Origin of the sequence: Streptomyces sp. NPDC046866, assembly GCF_040704625.1 — a bacterium.
Classification (GTDB): Bacteria; Actinomycetota; Actinomycetes; order Streptomycetales; family Streptomycetaceae; genus Streptomyces.
Genome location: NZ_JBEYXN010000002.1, coordinates 200408 through 216064 on the forward strand (window position 1 = coordinate 200408; position 15657 = coordinate 216064).

Consider the following 15657-nt stretch of genomic DNA (forward strand, 5'->3'; position numbering starts at 1 on the left):
CGCGGGCGTACGGCCCCGGACGGTCGGGAGGGGGGCGGGAAGAGGCCGTCAGGAGGGGGTGGGCACCGCGTCGCAGAGGGAGAGGGCGTGGATGCGGTCCGGGGCGCCGGGGCGGGCGTAGTACCAGCCCTGGGCGGTGTCGCAGCCGAGCGCGCGCAGCTGGGCCGCCTGGGCCCCGGTCTCCACGCCCTCGACGGTGACGGCGAGTTCGAGGCTGTGGGCCAGGGCGACGATGCCCTCCACGATCTTGACGTCGACCGGATTGGCGGGCTGCTGCTGCATGCCCTTGGTGAAGGAGCGGTCCAGCTTCAGCACGCTGACCGGCAGGCGGCGCAGGTTCGCCAGGTTGGAGTAGCCGGTGCCGAAGTCGTCGAGGGCGATGTCCACGCCGAGGTCGGCCAGCCGGCGCAGCGGTTCCAGGAGTTCGTCGTCGGCGCCGATCAGGGCCGACTCGGTGACTTCCAGGCACAGTGCGCCCGGGGCGAGGCCCGCGTTCTCCAGGACCGCGACGGTGTCGGCGACGAGGCCGGGGTGGTGCAGCTGGGTGGGCGAGAGGTTGACGTTGATCCGCAGGGTGGAGCCGCCGTGCTGGCGCTGCCAGTTGCGGGCCTGGCGGACGGACTCCTCCAGCACCCACCGGCCCAGCGGCACGATCAGCCCGGTGCGCTCGGCTAGCGGGATGAAGCGGTCCGGGCCGAGCACCCCGTACTGCGGGTGCTCCCAGCGCACCAGCGCCTCGGCTCCGTGGACGCTGCCGTCGTGCATGTGGACCAGCGGCTGGTACTCGATGAAGAACTCGCCGCGCTCCAGAGCGGCGGGCAGGGCGTTGGTCAGGCCGTGGCGGGTGATGGCGCGGGCGTCGGCCTCCGCGTCGGCGAACTCGAAGCGGCTGCCGCCGGCCGCCTTGGCCCGGTACATGGTGATGTCGGCGCTGCGCAGCACCTCCGCCGGGGTCCGCTCCCCCGCCGGGCCCTCGACGATGCCGATGCTGCCGCGCACGGACAGCTCCCGGCCCTCGATCCGGATCGGGGTCGAGAGCGCGGACAGGATGCGGACCGCGAGCTCGGTCACCTTCTCCTCGGTGTCCGGGCCCGTGGTCAGGGCCACGAACTCGTCGCCGCCGAGCCGGGCGACGACCTCGCCCGGCCCGGTCGCGCAGCTCTGCAGCCGGTCGGCGACCTCGACCAGGAGCCGGTCGCCCGCGGAGTGGCCGAGGCTGTCGTTGACCGCCTTGAAGCCGTCGAGGTCCAGGTAGCACAGGCCGAAGCGGCTTCCGCCGGCCCCGCTCAGGGCCTTCTCCAGGCGTTCGAAGAACAGGGTCCGGTTGGGCAGTCCGGTCAGGGCGTCGTGGGTGGCCTCGTAGCGCAGCCGCAGGTTCAGCAGGCGCCGCTCGGTGGTGTCCTCCATCAGGGCCAGCTGGTACTGCGGCACCCCTTCGGCGTCCCGCAGCAGCGACACCGTGAGGTTGGTCCACAGCACGGTGCCGTCGTGCCGGTAGTACGGCTTCTCCACGCGGTAGCTCTCGCGTTCGCCACGGACCAGCTCCCCGTACATGCGCCACACGTGCGGGGCGTCGTCGGGGTGGCCCCACTCGCTGACGTTGCGGCCGCGCACGTGGCCGCCCATGCCGCCGAACATCTGCAGGAGGGCGTCGTTGACCTCGATGACGTTGCCCTCCAGGTCGGCGATGCCGATGCCGATGGCCGCGCCCTCGAAGACCGCCCGGAAGCGCTCCTCACTCGCGTGCAGGGCCTGTTGGGCGTCGATGCGGGCGGTCAGCGCGGAGCGGGCGATGGCCTCCTGCTCCTTGAGGGTGCGCTCGCGCAGGGCCCGCGCGAAGCCCGCCGCGATGCCGTGCTGGAGCCGGGCGCAGCGCGAGCGGTACTCCTCGGCCCCTTCCATGCCGACCCCGTCGGGGCCGCAGTAGAGCACGAGGTAGGACTCGACGACGCCGAGCGTGCCGGCCAGCGCCTCCGGGTCGGTGCAGTGCACGGCGACGAGCTCGGAGCCGACCTGCTGGGCGACGGCCGCGTCGAACGGCCGGGCGTGCAGGGCCTCGGCGAGGGTCCGGGTGAGCGGCACGAGGTGCTGCTCGAACTCGACGCGGGTCAGCGAGGTCGCGGTGAAGGGGAAGATGGCGCGTCCCCAGATGGTGGCGAAGCGCCGGATCCGGTCCTCCAGGCCGGTGCGCAGCGCGGCGGGGCCCGCCGGGGGCGCCGGCGGGCCGGGTGGCGGGGCCTGGGCGGAAGCGCCCGGTGCGGGTGCGGGGTCCGCGCCGCCGGGGGTCGGTGTGCCGGGGGGCACCGCGGCCGGGGATCTCACGCCTTGCGTCCCACTCCGCCGAAGCCGGAGAACGCGTACGGGTCCTCCGGCATCTCGCCGTCCTGCGGGTCGGCGAGGCCGTCGGGCTGCCAGTTCGGCATCGACACGAGCCCGGGGTCGACCAGCTCGAACCCGTCGAAGAAGCGGGTGACCTGCTCACGGCTGCGCATGACCAGCGGGTTGCGGATGTCGCGGTAGACGCCGACCATGCCGCCGGCGACCTCCTCGGAGAGCGGGAGGCCCTCGTACGAGGCGTGGGTGAGGACCAGCAGGCTGCCGGCGGGCAGGGCGTCGCGCAGCTCGGCGACGGCGGAGTACGGGTCGTCGGCGTCCTCCAGGAAGTGCAGGACGGCGACCAGGAGCAGGGCGACCGGCCGGTCGAGGTCCAGCAGCCGGAGGGTCTCGGGCGCGGACAGGATGTCGCGGGGCTTGCGCAGGTCGGCGGCGATGACGGCCGTGCGGTCGTCGCCGGCCAGGACGGCGCGGCTGTGCGCGACGGCCACCGGGTCGTGGTCGACGTAGACGACGCGGGCCTCGGGGCTGGCGGCCTGCGCGACCTCGTGGACGTTGCCGAAGGTGGGGATGCCGGAGCCGATGTCGAGGAACTGGGTGATGCCCCGGGAGACGGCGTAGCGGACGGCGCGGCGCATGAAGGCCCGGTTGGCCTGCATGATCTTGGGCAGGCCCGGCATGAACTCCATGGCACGGCGGGCGGCCTGGCGGTCGACTTCGAAGTTGTGCGATCCGCCCAGGTAGTAGTCGTAGATGCGGGACACGCTCGGCACCGATATGTCGATCCCTGGCGGGGCCCAGGCGGGGCGCTCCATCGCGGTCTCCAAGTCGTGGTCCAGTGCGGTCGAGGCAGGGTCGGACAGCTGTCCGAGCCGAATGTACTGATCATTGCCCAAGGGGGCGAGCCAAAGCGGAAATTGGTGATCCGTTCTTCATCACACACCAAAGGCCCCTGCGGCCCCCGCCGCACCGGATGACCGAAACCGACAAGTCGCTTATGAGATTGAACGACTCTGCGATCGGATGCCTTCGATGCGTGGCTCAAACCTCTACGGTCCGCGCTCCACCCCTTCAGGCGAACCGCGACCGGCTCCCGCGTGCGCGGGCGCGCGCGAGCCCATGCTGCCGGGGTGAACAGAGCCTCTACCCGGCGCTTGCTGGTGGTCCCCGCCCTGCTGTGGGTGGCCTTGTCCGCCACACCGGCCGTGGCCGATAGCTGCGCCCACGCGACGATCTGCGCCGGAGGCGGCGCGACCGCCGTCGGGCTGGTCGCAGCCGCCCGCGGCGGCCCCGCGGACGGGCCCGGGGGTGGCGCACATCACGGCGTCGGCCCCTCGGCCGGCCGCGGAAACGGTCATGCCGGCCCCCACCGCAACGGTCACGGCAACGGCAACGGCAACGGCAACGGCAACGGCAACGGATGGCACCACGGCGGCGGCCGCGGCCACGACCACCACGGGCACGACTGCCCTCCGCCGCCGCCCCCGCCGTGCCCGCCGAAGCCCACCCCGAAGCCGACGCCCACCGCGCCGCCCGAGCCGACCCCGCCGGCCCCGCCCCCGCCCCCGCCCGCCCCGAAGCCCACCCCGCCACCGCCGCCCAGGCCCGCGCCGCCCCCGCCGCCGGAGCCGGCCCCGACGCCTCCCCGGCCGGCCGCGCCCCGGCCCGTACCGGCCCCGCACCGCGAGGACGCCGCGCCGGCCCCTGCAGTGACGCCTCCGCCACCGCCGCCGCCCGTGAAGAAGGCCGTGGCCCGGCCCGCCTACCACGCGGCGGCCGCCAAGCGGGTCGGGCACCACATCTCGCCGGTGACCTTCACCCTCATGACCGCGGCGCCCGCGGTGCTCGCGATCGTCGCGCTGCGCCCGCGCTAGCCGCCGGCCCCCACCCGTCCGTGGGGACCCACCCGTCCGTGACCCATGGGAGTCATCTTGTCGGAATGGCTCGTCCTGACCTTCGCGATGGCCGCGGCCTGCGCCGTGGTGCTGGCCATCGCCTTCTTCAACCACCGCCGGATCGGCGACGACGACGATCCGAACGAGACCCCGGACGTCATCGAGTACATGACGATGATGATCGGGGTGATCTACGCGATCGTGCTCGGCCTGGCCATCGCCGGCGTCTGGGAGGGCCGCGGAGCCGCCCAGGAGTACGTGCGCCAGGAGGCGCAGGCCCTCCACGAGATCAGCGCCCGCGCGCAGGTCTACCCCGCCGAGGTGCGGGGCAGGATCCGCTCAGACGTCGACGCGTACGTGACGTACGTGGTGGACACGGAGTGGAAGGAGATGGCCGAGCACGAGGCCGTCACCGACCGCAGCGCCGAGTTGTTGGAGCGCATCCGGCGCGATGTGACCGACTATGTCCCGCAGAGCGACCACGAGGGCCAGGCCTACCAGCCGCTCGTGGACCAGGTGGCCCTGGTGGACGACGCCCGCAGTGCGCGCGCCGAGAGCGCGGGGGCGACCATGCCGGGGGTGGTCTGGTTCGGGTTGATCACCGGGGCGCTGGTGACCGTGGGGATGATCTTCACCCTCCAGATCCGCCGCTCCTTCCGCGAGTTGCTGCTGGCGGGCCTGTTCAGCGCGCTGATCGCCTTCCTGCTGTTCCTGATCTGGGACTTCGACGCCCCCTTCGGGCGGGGCATCGCCGCCACCGCCGAGCCGTTCTTCGCGCAGTTCCCCCACCTGGGCCTGGAGGACTGACCGCACGGGCGCACGGGTGGGCCGGGCAAACGCGCGCGGGGCTCCGCGTCCCCGGTTCGGCCCACTCCCGTGACCCGTTCGCCCGTTCCTGATCGCGGCCCACCGCACCGGCCCCTAGCGTGGCGGACACCGAGGTGCACGACCTCCACCGGCGGAAAAACCCTTCCGCGGGTGCTCCTCGCCAGATCCGGAGAACCCACGATGAGTGCGATACGTACCTCCGCCACAGCCCTGCTGAGCGCCGGCGCCGCGGGCGCCGTACTCGCGCTCGGTGTCTGCGGCGCGTCCGCTGCCGGCGCGGCCGAGGCGCAGCCCGTGCCGTCCTTCCGTTTCGCCATCACCCCCGCCACGGTCGCCCCCGGCGGGCAGGCGGTGCTCTCCGTCACCGGCTGCAACGCCGCCTATGCCACCGTCTCCTCCGGCGTCTTCGACACCGTGAGCATCCCGCGCGGCCAGACCGCCCGCGTCCGGATCGACAGCGACGTCCGGCGGGGGGCCGTCTACTCGGTCACCTTCACGTGCAACGGCGAGAACGGCTCGGCCGACCTCACCATCGCCGGCGGCGCCGGCCTTCCCACGACCAGTTCCACCTTCACCACGAGGGCCCTGCCGGCCCTGCCCCGGCCCGTCGGTACGGCGAGCACGGCGACGGTGGCCGCGCGGGGCGCCTCACTCGGCGTCCGCGGCGGGCTGGGCGGCAGCGCGGTGGGCATGGACCCCTGGGAACTGGCCGCGGGCGGCGGCCTCTTCCTCGTCGCGGCGGGCGCGACCGCGTACGCACTCCACCGCCGCCGCGCCACCCGCGCGCACTGACCCGTGCCCGCCGGCGTCCTTCTCCCGACCGCCGATCGCCGACCGCCGGCCGCCGATCGCCGACCGCCCCGAGTCCTGGCGGGAGTCGGGGCGGCCGGCGGTCCACCGGGCCGGGACCGGGGAGGCCGGCCGACCCTCACGCCCGGCTGCGGGCCGGGCGGCGGACCGGGCGGCGCCGGCGCAGCACGTGGACGCCCGCACCGAGCGCCCCTGCTCCCACCAGGCTCGCGCCCATGGCCGTCTCGGCGGCGGACGGGCCGAACGAGCCGCCGAGACCGCCCTCCGCGCCCCTGCCCTCGAGGATCGTGAAGCGGTGCGTGGCGACCAGGCTGTTGTCGTTGCACTTGACGGACAGGGTGTGGTTGCCGGGCGTGGCGTGGTTGAAGATGCGGACGGTCGCGAAGCCGATCGACCCGGCCGACAGGTTGGCCTGCGGAAAGTTGTTGGGCGACCAGACGGTGCCGCCGCGGGTGCATCCGGCGGCGCTGACCTGCATCGTCGATCCCTGGTGCACGGAGTACGGGTTGACCGTGACGTTGCTGGGCCCCCTGCCTCCGTCTCCGCCCCGGCCGGCATCGCCGCCCCGGGCCAACTCTCCGCTCCGGGGCAATTCTCCGCTCCGGGGCAGCTCTCCGCTGCGGGCCAGGTCGCCGCTCCTGGGCGCCTCGGCACCCCTGCCCGCCTCGGCGCCCCGGTCGCCGAGCGGGTCGCCCGCCAGGGCGCCGGGGGCGGCCGCGCCCCCCGGGGCGGCAGCCGCGGCAGGGGCGCCCGGGGCAGCAGGGCCATCAGGGGCACCAGGAGCAACAGGGGCCTCAGGGACGGCTGCGGCGGCAGGAGCACCAGGCGCGGCAGGGGCGGCGGGGGCACCGGCGGCCCCGGACTGTTCGCCCGCCGGATCCGCCGACGCGAGCGGAGTACTGAGACCGACTGCGACGCAGGCCGCCGCGGTCACGGTGAGAGCGCGCAGAACACGCATGGTGGAACCTCCAGCGGAAAGCGCCCCGGAGCGGTCGCCCGGGATGATCGACGAGAACGCCTCCCACCTGGAACCCTGGGCGCGCCCCGCGACCAGCGCACGTCCGGCTTTGGGCCGCACGGTTGAGCGACACGCCGGAGGGTCCGTGCCGCAGCTGACGGATCTGCAGGTCACAACCCGTCAGTTGATTATGTGATGAATACCTGGATGGGCGCATCCGTTCCCGGACCGGCCACCCGTTCGCCCTTCACCGATCGCCGTCTTGCGGAACCGGCCTTAGCGTGCGTGGAGAAGGGCGTACCGGGGTGGGACGAGAGCGCGGGTCGGGACCCCCGCGTCGGGAAGGGAGAGCCATGACCGAGGACGAGAGCGAGCAGCCGCCGAGAAGACGATCGCCCTGGGGCGTGCTCGCACTGGTCATGCTCAGCGGCCTCGCCATCATGCGCAACGGAGTGGACCTCGAGGACGGTCCTCCGCAGCCGACCGCCGCCTCCGCAGTGGCTCCCGCCGCCCCGCTGCCCTCGGGCGCGGCGGCCGTGCCGCAGGCGCCCGCGCGGGTACCGGCCCCCCAGGCGTCGGCGATGCCGCCGGAGCCGCTGGACCACTCCTCGGTGCAGCGCATCCGCATTCCGGACATCAAGGTGGATGCGCCCGTGATGACGGTCGGCGTGGACGCCCAGGGCTGGATCGACGCCCCGCCGCCGCAGGACCCGAACCTGGCGGGCTGGTACCTGAACGGGATCTCCCCGGGCCAGCGGGGCTCGGCGGTGATCGTGGGGCACGTCGACAACGCGCAGGGACCTGCCGTCTTCTACGGCCTGGGCTCCCTGCGCAAGGGCAACCACATCGAGGTCGACCGCTACGACGGCCGCACGGCGGTCTTCGAGGTGTACGGGGTGGAGGTGTTCTCCAAGGACACCTTCCCCGGCGCCCGGGTCTACGGGGACACCGGCCTGCCCGAGCTCCGGGTGATCACCTGCGGCGGCAGCTACACCAAGGCCCGGGGGTACGACGGGAACGTGGTGGTCTTCGCCCGGATGGTCGGGGCCCGCTGACGGGTGCGCGCCGCCGTGCGCGACCGGCCCCGGACGGGGGCGCCGAACGGGGCGGTTGCCCGCCCCGTTCGGCGTCCGCCCCGGGGCCTCAGCGCGGCGGCAGCGGCGGGAGGGTCATGCGGTACCCGCGGGCGAGGAGCTGGGGGAGGTAGGCGGCGACTGCCCGGACGGTCTGGTCCCGGTCGCCGCCCGCGTCGTGGTTCAGGACGATCGCGCCGGGTCCGGCGCCCTGCAGGACGCGCGAGACGATCCTGGTCGTGCCCGGGTCCGTCCAGTCCAGGCTGTCGAGGGTCCAGGCCAGCGGCTCCATGCCCAGCTCGGCCCCGATCTCGAACGCGGCGCGGTTCCACTCCCCGTACGGCGCGCGGAACCACACGGGCGCCTGCCCCACCGTCTCCTCGACGAGCTCGCTGGTACGGGCGATCTCGGCGGCGAGGTCGGGCCGGCTGAGCGTGGGGATGTGGGGGTGGGACCAGGTGTGGTTGCCGATGACGTGGCCTTCGGCGGTCATCCGGCGCAACAGGTCCTTGTTCTCGGCGGCCATCCCGCCGCAGACGAGGAACACCGCGCGGACGCCGTACCGGGCGAGGGTGTCGAGGATGGCCGGGGTGTGCCGGGAGTCGGGACCGTCGTCGAAGGTGAGGGCCATGGCCGCCGCCTTGCCGGGCTCGGGCGGCAGCTCGAGGATGGGGCGGGTGCGGACGGCGGGTCTGGCCGGGGGAGGGCGCAGGGGCGCCTCCGCGGTCATGGGGCTCAGGCGGTACGGGGTGCGCACGCCGGCCTGGGGCCGCCCGGCACGGAGGCCGCCCGGTCCGGCAGCGCCGGGGGCCGCTCCCGGCCCGCCGCCGGCGGGCTGTCCCGGGGTTCCCGTCCCGCCGTCGGCGAGCAGTCCCGAGGCCGCGGCGATTCCGAGGAAGGCGGCGGTCCGAAGGACCACACGCCGCCCTACTGTCGGCTCATCATCTTTCATGATTAATGCGTACCTCCGACTTCGCCGCAGACACCGGGAGGCGCGGACGCACCCGGCTCCCCTCACCCGGCCGGCGGATCAGCCGCGCCGCACCAGCGGGAAGGGCAGCGTCTCGCGGATCGTCAGGCCCGTGAGGAACATGACGAGCCGGTCCACCCCGATGCCGAGCCCGCCGGTCGGCGGCATCGCGTACTCCAGCGCGTCCAGGAAGTCCTCGTCCAGCTCCATCGCCTCCGGATCGCCGCCCGCCGCCAGCAGCGACTGGGCGGTCAGCCGGCGCCGCTGCTCGACGGGGTCGGTGAGCTCCGAGTAGGCGGTGCCCAGCTCGGTCCCGAAGGCCACCAGGTCCCAGCGCTCGGCCAGGCGCGGGTCCCTGCGGTGCTGCCGGGTCAGCGGGGAGACGTCGGTGGGGAAGTCCTTGTAGAAGGTGGGCAGGGTGGTCTTCTCCTCCACCAGGCGCTCGTACATCTCCAGGACCACGTCTCCGCGGGTGTCCTCCGGCGCGTGCGGCACCCCGGCCCGGTCGCACAGCGCGCGCAGCACGCGCTCCTCGGTGTCGGCGTCGACCGGTTCGCCGAGGGCCTCGCTGATCGCCCCGTACACCGTCCTGACCGGCCAGGGTCCCGAGATGTCGTGGACGGCGAGCTTGCCGTCCCGGTCCGCCTTGTGGGCGATCTGCTCGCCGAACGCGGCGCTCGCCGCGCCCTGGATCAGCTCGCGCGTGAGGTCGAGCATCACGTCGTAGTCGGCGAAGGCCTGGTAGGCCTCCAGCATCGTGAACTCGGGGTTGTGCTTGTAGGAGACGCCCTCGTTGCGGAAGGTGCGGCCCATCTCGAAGACCTTCTCCAGGCCTCCCACGCACAGCCGCTTGAGGTACAGCTCGGGTGCGATGCGCAGGTACAGGTCGAGGTCGTAGGCGTTGATGTGGGTGCGGAAGGGCCGGGCGTTGGCGCCGCCGTGGATCTGCTGGAGCATCGGGGTCTCGACCTCCAGGTAGCCGCGGTCCAGCAGCCCCTGGCGCAGGGCCTGGACGGCGGCCGAACGCGCCCGTACGACGTCCCGGGCCTCGGGGCTGGCGACCAGGTCGAGGTAGCGGCGCCGGACGCGGGCCTCCGGGTCGGCGAGCCCCTTGCGCTTGTCCGGCAGGGGGCGCAGGCACTTGCCGGTGAGCTGCCAGGAGGCGACGACGAGGGAGAGCTCGCCGGACCTGCTGGTGCCGATCTCGCCGGTGGCGAGGACGTGGTCGCCGAAGTCGACCCGGGAGGTGAAGGCGTCCAGTACGTCCGCCCCCGACTCGCCGCGGGTGAGCAGCAGCTGTATGTCCCCCGACCAGTCCCGCAGGACGGCGAAGACCACGCCGCCGAGGTCGCGCACGACCATGACGCGCCCGGCGAGGGTGGCCCGTTCGCCGGTGCGGGTGCCGGGCGGGTGGCCGGGGTGGGCGGCCCGGAGGGCGGCCGCGGTGTGGGTGCGCGGGGGGATGCCGACCGGGTACGGGTCCACGCCGGCCGCGCGGAGGCGCTCCAGCTTGTCGTGGCGGACCCGGACCTGGTCGGGGAGCCGCTCGGCCGGGACGGTTCGCCCGTCCTGCTGCGCGGCGGTCTCCAGGCCGAGGGCGTCGAGGGAGGGCAGGCCCTCGGTCGTGGCGGGGGCGGCGGCGCCGCCCTTGGGGTGGCCCTTGCCCCAGAGCTTGCGCAGGCTGGGTACGGAGACGAAGCCCTCGGCGATCCCGGAGGCGAGGCTGACCCGGGCGAGCGAGCCGGCGTCCTGGTAGCACAGGAACCGCGGGTACCACTCGGGCCCGTACTTGACGTTGGAGCGGTACAGGGCCTCCAGCTGCCACCAGCGGGAGAAGAACAGCAGCAGCCGCCGCCACAGCTTGAGGACCGGGCCGGCGCCGATGCGGCCGCCCTCCTCGAACGCGGAGCGGAAGACGGCGAAGTTGAGGGAGATCCGGCGCACGCCGAGGCCGGGGGCGGCGGCGCACAGCTCGGCGACCATGAACTCCATGACCCCGTTGGGGGCGGTGCGGTCGCGGCGCATCAGGTCCAGGGAGATGCCGTCGGCGCCCCAGGGGACGAAGGACAGCAGGGCGATCAGCTCGCCGTCCCGGTCGAAGGCCTCGACGAGCAGGCAGTCCCCGTCGGCGGGGTCGCCGAGCCGGTCCAGGGCCATGGAGAACCCGCGCTCGGTCTCGGTGTCGCGCCAGGTGTCGGCGCGGTCGATGATCCGCTGCATCTCCTCCTCGGTGAGGGCGGAGTGGCGGCGGATGAGACTGGTGGCCCCGGCCCGTTTCACGCGGTTGACGGCCTGGCGGGTGACGCGCATGTCGCGGCCGTCGAGGTCGAAGTGGGCGACGTGGAGGATCGCCTCGTCGCCGAGCTGGAGGGCGCTGAGCCCGGAGCGGGCGTACGCGGTGGCGCCGTCCTCGGAGGCGCCCATCACCGCGGGCTGCCAGCCGTGGCGGCGGGCGACGCCGAGCCAGGCGTCGATGGCGGCGGTCCAGGCGCCCGGGTCGCCGACCGGGTCGCCGCTGGCCAGGCAGACGCCGGCCTCGACGCGGTAGGTCACGCAGGCCTTGCCGTTCGGCGCGAAGACCACGGCCTTGTCGCGGCGGGTCGCGAAGTAGCCGAGGGAGTCGTTGCGGCCGTACACGCGGAGCAGGGCGCGGATGCGGGGCTCCTCGTCGCCGTGCAGGGCGGCGGTCAGCCGCTGGGAGCGGAAGAGGGTGGCGGCGGCGTTCAGCAGGGCGAGGGCGCCGAAGAGCCCGAGCAGGAAGTTCAGGGGGCGCGGCGGGCGGCCGGCGAACTGGCGGGCGGAGAACAGGCCGCCGAAGACCTGGGTGGCGGCCCAGTCCAGCCACTGGTCACGGGGCAGGGTGCCGGGGAACAGGGCGACGAGCCCCCAGCCGAGCAGCACGGCGGCGAGCAGGCCGAGGCCCAGGACGAGCAGGGCGCGCCAGAAGGCGCCGGGCCGGGAGGCGGCGTAGAACTCGCCCCGGCCGGCGACCAGGACCGCGAGGGCGGCGACGGCGATGGCCATGGACGGGCCGCCGACCCAGTAGTCCCCGTCGGCCATGAGCAGCAGGTCGACCAGGACCAGCAGGGCCAGATAGGTGACGACGATCCACCAGGCGACCTTCTTGCGGGTGCCGAGGGCGGCGGCGAGCAGGAACAGGAAGACGGCGTAGGCCAGGTTCTCGCTGACGGGCACCACGAACGCGTCGAGGAAGCGGACGACGTGCCGCAGGAGGTGGCGCAGCGTCGGCGAGAGCGCGAGGAGGGCGCAGAACAGCCCGAGGGTGCCGAAGAACGCGGCGAATCCGTCCGGCACCCGGTGCAGGAAGCGCTTGCGGGTGCCGCGGGCGCCGCGGCTGCCGCGGGTCTCCTCCGGGGTGGCACTCATGGTTCGCACTGTAGGGAGGGCGGCGGGGCTCCGCTCGGCGAAGCGCCCGGGGGCCCGGGGGCCCGGGGTCGGGGGCGTGCCGGACAGGGTGAGGCCGTCCTTGGCCGCTCCGCGGCTGAGGACGGCCTCGGTTGTGGCCTCCAGGGCGCGGCGGCGGTCGCCGTCGCCCGGTTCCGCGGCCAGGGCGGCCGGGAGGTTGACGACCTTGCCGGCGGACAGGCCAGGCCCACCGCCCAGGGCCGGCCCCCGGGCACCGGGTAGCCGTTGGTGCCGTAGGTGTACGCCAGGTGGGCGGCCTTCGCGGACCCGGCCGTGTACCGGGCCGGGGGGCCGCCTCGGCTGCCGTCCGGGCCGATCCGGCGTACCCCAGTCCGACCGGTCGAAGGTGTCGAGGGTGCGTCCCAGCCCCTCGGCCCCCGCGTCGAGGGTGTGGTTCGAGGCCGTGGAGCACCCGTCGTGGCCGGCGCCGGGCGGTGGGTCCTGGGGGTTGCCGAGGCGGGCCGAGGCGGTTTCCCCGTCCGAGGTGGTCCCGCGCGCCGGGCAGCGCAGCGGCGGGGCACCGGATCCTCCGGCGGCCCGTTCGGCGCGCCGTTCGACCGTTCGTCGCCGGGCGCGGCCGCCCACCGGACCACTCGGGTGCTTGGGCGCACCGCGCGGGCCGGACCGTTCCCGCCCGGCCCGGCGCAGGTCAGGGTGGGCTCATCAGCCTCGAACGGACCCAGGAAGGAGCCGCTCGTGCCCCTCTCCCCCACCCTCGCGCGCACCGACCCCGAGGCGCTGGCCGAACTCCAGCACGACCACGGACGGGCCCTGTTCGGTTTCCTGCTCGGCCTCACCGGCGGCGACTCCCAGCGCGCCGAGGACCTCGTCCAGGAGACGCTCGTACGGGCCTGGCAGCACCCGGAGGTCCTCTCCAGCGGCCACGAGTCGATGCGGCCCTGGCTGTTCACCGTCGCCCGCCGGCTCGCGATCGACGCCCGGCGTGCGCGGCTGTCCCGCCCGCAGGAGGTGGACGCGGAGGGGCTGGAGCAGGCGGCGGCGGCCGAGGACCCGGTCGCCGGCTCGGTCACGGCGATCGACGTCCGCCGGGCCGTGGGCTCCCTCGGCCCGGAGCACCGGGAGGTGCTGATGCAGGTCTACTTCCGGGACCGCTCGGTGGCCGAGGCGGCGGCGGAGCTGGGCATCCCCGCGGGTACCGTCAAGTCCCGGACGCACTACGCCCTGCGCGCCCTGCGCAAGGGCCTCCAGGGATACGGGTACGGCCTCGGCGCCTGATCATCCCGGAAATCCACTCACGGAACGACGCCAATGCGCGCGGATCGGACAGAAACCGCACGGAAATCGGCCGCAGACCGTTCAAGTTGAGTAAACATCCCCCGTCGTGCGAGGAGCTCGGTGAAGGCTCGAGGCCGAAGACGGCAAGCTCGACACGCGGGAGAAGGTGGAACGGTGCAGCCCGAGGGTACGAACGGCACCAGTGACGGCGGGCTCGCGGTGCCCATGGCATGGCTCTACGCGGAGTACATCGCCGACGAACTGCTGCGCACGGGCCGGCTGATCCCGGCCAGTACCCTGGAGTTTCGCGCCGGGCGCGACACGCTCGCCCTGACCATCTACCTCTCGGACGCCGCGGGGGAGCTCTCCGGCATCAGGGTCGTCTCGCAGCTCGACGAGTGGCTGTCGCTGACGGCGTACGGCCACCCCTGGCGCGACTGGGTGCACACCCGCTTCCTCGCCCTGGGCGAGGAGGCCCGCGAGAGCGGCCGCGGCGAGGACCCGGACCTGGAGCTGGCCCGCGCCGCCTGGGGCTGGCTGGACCGCACCGAGCTGTTCGCCACCAACCTCGACCCGGGCCGCCCCGGCCACACCGACCTCCCGCAGGGCCTCGACGAGAACGCGCGCGTGTGGACGCCCGCGTGGCAGCTGGGGCTGCCGCTGGGCCACTTGGCCATGCACCTGTTCTGATCCGAGCTCGGCCTCTCGGCCGCTCCGCCTGCCGGCCGCTCCGACCTGCCGCGGTACCGGTCGCCGCCGCGCGCCTACGGGCGCCGCTGCGGGCCGGGCGCCTCGGCGGGATCCATCACCAGCCCGGTGAAGTCCGCCTCGTTGCGCTCGGCCCGGTGCACGTACCAGCGGGCGGTCAGCCACAGCAGCGGGTACACCGCCGGTCCGAGCGCCAGCCACACCAGCGGCCCCGAGGCCGCGCCCGGCAGCGCCAGCAGGGCGGGCAGGACCGCCGCCGGCAGCCCGACCGCGGCGAGCACCCGCAGCCCGGCCCGCAGCTGGCTGCGCATCAGGGCCCGCACGTAGGTGGCGCCCAGGGTGGTCTGCTCGGAGATCTCGGAGCGGGCCGGGGTGTGCGCGGGCGGACGGCGGCGGCCGCCGCGCGGCACGCCCGTGACGGTCTCCCGCCGGGGCGGCGGGGACGGCTGCTCCAGGGACATGGAGCGCGAGTCTACAAACGCGGCGCTCATTTGAGGAGACGCGAGAGCCTGCGGTCGGCGAGCGGCTTTCCGCCGGTCTGGCAGGTCGGGCAGTACTGGAGCGAGGAGTCCGCGAACGACACCGACCGGATGGTGTCCCCGCACACCGGGCACGGCTCGCCGTCGCGCCCGTGCACCCGCAGCCCGCTCTTCTTCTCGGCCTTCAGCTGCCCGGCGGCCGTGCCGTGCGCACGCTCCACCGCCTCGCGCAGGGTGCCCCGTACGGCCTCGTACAGGCGGGTGACCTGCTCCTCGTCGAAGGCGGAGGCCAGCTTGAACGGCGAGACCTTCGCCGCGTGGAGGATCTCGTCGCTGTAGGCGTTCCCGATCCCGGCGATCACGCCCTGGTCGCGCAGGACCCCCTTGATCTGCCGCCGCTCCCCCGCCAGCAGCCCGGCGAACGCATCCCGGTCGAAGCCCTCGGCCAGCGGGTCGGGGCCGAGCCGCGCGATGCCCGGCACCTCCTGGGGGTCGCGGACCACGTACACGGCGAGGCGTTTCTGCGTGCCCGCCTCGGTGAGGTCGAAACCGCCCCCGCCCTCCAGGGCCACGCGCAGCGCGAGCGGGCCCTTGCCCGGCCGCGGCGGCCGGTCCGGGAGGGTGTCGTACCAGCGCAGCCAGCCGGCCCGGGCCAGGTGGGTGACGAGGTGGAGCACGCCGATGCGCAGCGCGAGGAACTTGCCGTACCGGGCCGTGGGGCCCGCGGTCTGCCCTTCGAGGGCGGCGAGCGGCGGGTCGTAGGTCTTGAGCACGCTGACGGCGAGCGGGAGGACGCGTGCGATCCCCCGCCCGGTGAGGTGTTCGTCGAGGAACTCCCTCAGGGCCTCGACCTCCGGGAGCTCGGGCATGTCCCCAGCCTGACCGCCGCGGCGCCGATCCGCGAGCGGGGCGGCCCGCAGGGCCCCGGGCGCTCGCGGTG

13 protein-coding genes are annotated in these 15657 nt (G+C 74.4%); 6 read left to right on the forward strand and 7 right to left on the reverse strand.

The genetic code is table 11. From position 1 onward, the window contains the following. Positions 1-48: 48 nt before the first annotated feature. Both AB0953_RS04240 and AB0953_RS04245 read right to left on the reverse strand, forming a co-directional pair. The gene (locus AB0953_RS04240) at positions 49-2181 is read right to left on the reverse strand and encodes an EAL domain-containing protein (RefSeq protein WP_366858167.1); all 2133 of its coding nucleotides are present in this window, start codon (positions 2179-2181) and stop codon (positions 49-51) included. A 137-nt stretch (positions 2182-2318) separates the two neighbouring features. Further along, positions 2319-3149, reverse strand: coding sequence for an SAM-dependent methyltransferase (locus tag AB0953_RS04245; RefSeq protein ID WP_366858168.1), 831 nt, complete (start codon positions 3147-3149; stop codon positions 2319-2321). A gap of 921 nt (positions 3150-4070) precedes the next feature. Here AB0953_RS04245 and AB0953_RS04250 point away from each other — a divergent pair. The 3 genes from AB0953_RS04250 to AB0953_RS04260 all read left to right on the forward strand — a co-directional run bounded on the left by AB0953_RS04250 (position 4071) and on the right by AB0953_RS04260 (position 5849). Further along, the gene (locus AB0953_RS04250; protein ID WP_366857850.1) at positions 4071-4208 is read left to right on the forward strand and encodes a hypothetical protein; all 138 of its coding nucleotides are present in this window, start codon (positions 4071-4073) and stop codon (positions 4206-4208) included. A 57-nt stretch (positions 4209-4265) separates the two neighbouring features. Beyond that, positions 4266-5036: a hypothetical protein gene (locus AB0953_RS04255; protein WP_366857851.1), complete on the forward strand. Its 771-nt coding sequence runs from the start codon at positions 4266-4268 to the stop codon at positions 5034-5036. A gap of 201 nt (positions 5037-5237) precedes the next feature. Continuing rightward, entirely contained in the window at positions 5238-5849 is a 612-nt protein-coding gene (locus AB0953_RS04260; protein WP_366857852.1) for a hypothetical protein, read from the forward strand. 136 nt (positions 5850-5985) lie between these two features. Here AB0953_RS04260 and AB0953_RS04265 read toward each other — a convergent pair whose 3' ends face one another. Continuing rightward, a complete protein-coding gene (locus AB0953_RS04265) occupies positions 5986-6345 on the reverse strand; it encodes a hypothetical protein (protein WP_366857853.1) in 360 nt (119 codons plus the stop codon). Between the two features lie 833 nt (positions 6346-7178). On the opposite strand from AB0953_RS04265, the gene AB0953_RS04270 reads away from it, so the two are divergent. Continuing rightward, on the forward strand, positions 7179-7880 hold the full coding sequence (locus tag AB0953_RS04270; RefSeq protein ID WP_366857854.1) for a class F sortase: 702 nt from the start codon (positions 7179-7181) through the stop codon (positions 7878-7880). An 88-nt stretch (positions 7881-7968) separates the two neighbouring features. Here the strand turns inward: AB0953_RS04270 and AB0953_RS04275 are convergent, their stop codons facing one another. After that, positions 7969-8850, reverse strand: coding sequence for a polysaccharide deacetylase family protein (locus tag AB0953_RS04275; protein WP_366857855.1), 882 nt, complete (start codon positions 8848-8850; stop codon positions 7969-7971). Positions 8851-8928: 78 nt separating this feature from the next. Continuing rightward, positions 8929-12255, reverse strand: coding sequence for a bifunctional lysylphosphatidylglycerol synthetase/lysine--tRNA ligase LysX (gene lysX, locus AB0953_RS04280; RefSeq protein ID WP_366857856.1), 3327 nt, complete (start codon positions 12253-12255; stop codon positions 8929-8931). Between the two features lie 735 nt (positions 12256-12990). Here lysX and AB0953_RS04285 point away from each other — a divergent pair. Together AB0953_RS04285 and AB0953_RS04290 are read left to right on the forward strand one after the other, a co-directional pair. Continuing rightward, a complete protein-coding gene (locus AB0953_RS04285) occupies positions 12991-13530 on the forward strand; it encodes a sigma-70 family RNA polymerase sigma factor (protein WP_366857857.1) in 540 nt (179 codons plus the stop codon). Between the two features lie 225 nt (positions 13531-13755). Further along, positions 13756-14220, forward strand: a complete 465-nt coding sequence (locus tag AB0953_RS04290; RefSeq protein ID WP_366858169.1) for a hypothetical protein — start codon at positions 13756-13758, stop codon at positions 14218-14220. A gap of 74 nt (positions 14221-14294) precedes the next feature. Here AB0953_RS04290 and AB0953_RS04295 read toward each other — a convergent pair whose 3' ends face one another. Next, on the reverse strand, positions 14295-14699 hold the full coding sequence (locus AB0953_RS04295) for a hypothetical protein (RefSeq protein WP_366857858.1): 405 nt from the start codon (positions 14697-14699) through the stop codon (positions 14295-14297). A 26-nt stretch (positions 14700-14725) separates the two neighbouring features. Further along, positions 14726-15586 carry a DNA-formamidopyrimidine glycosylase family protein gene (locus AB0953_RS04300; protein WP_366857859.1) on the reverse strand — a complete coding sequence of 287 codons (861 nt, stop codon included), beginning with the start codon at positions 15584-15586 and terminating at the stop codon, positions 14726-14728. Between the last annotated feature and the right edge of the window lie 71 nt (positions 15587-15657).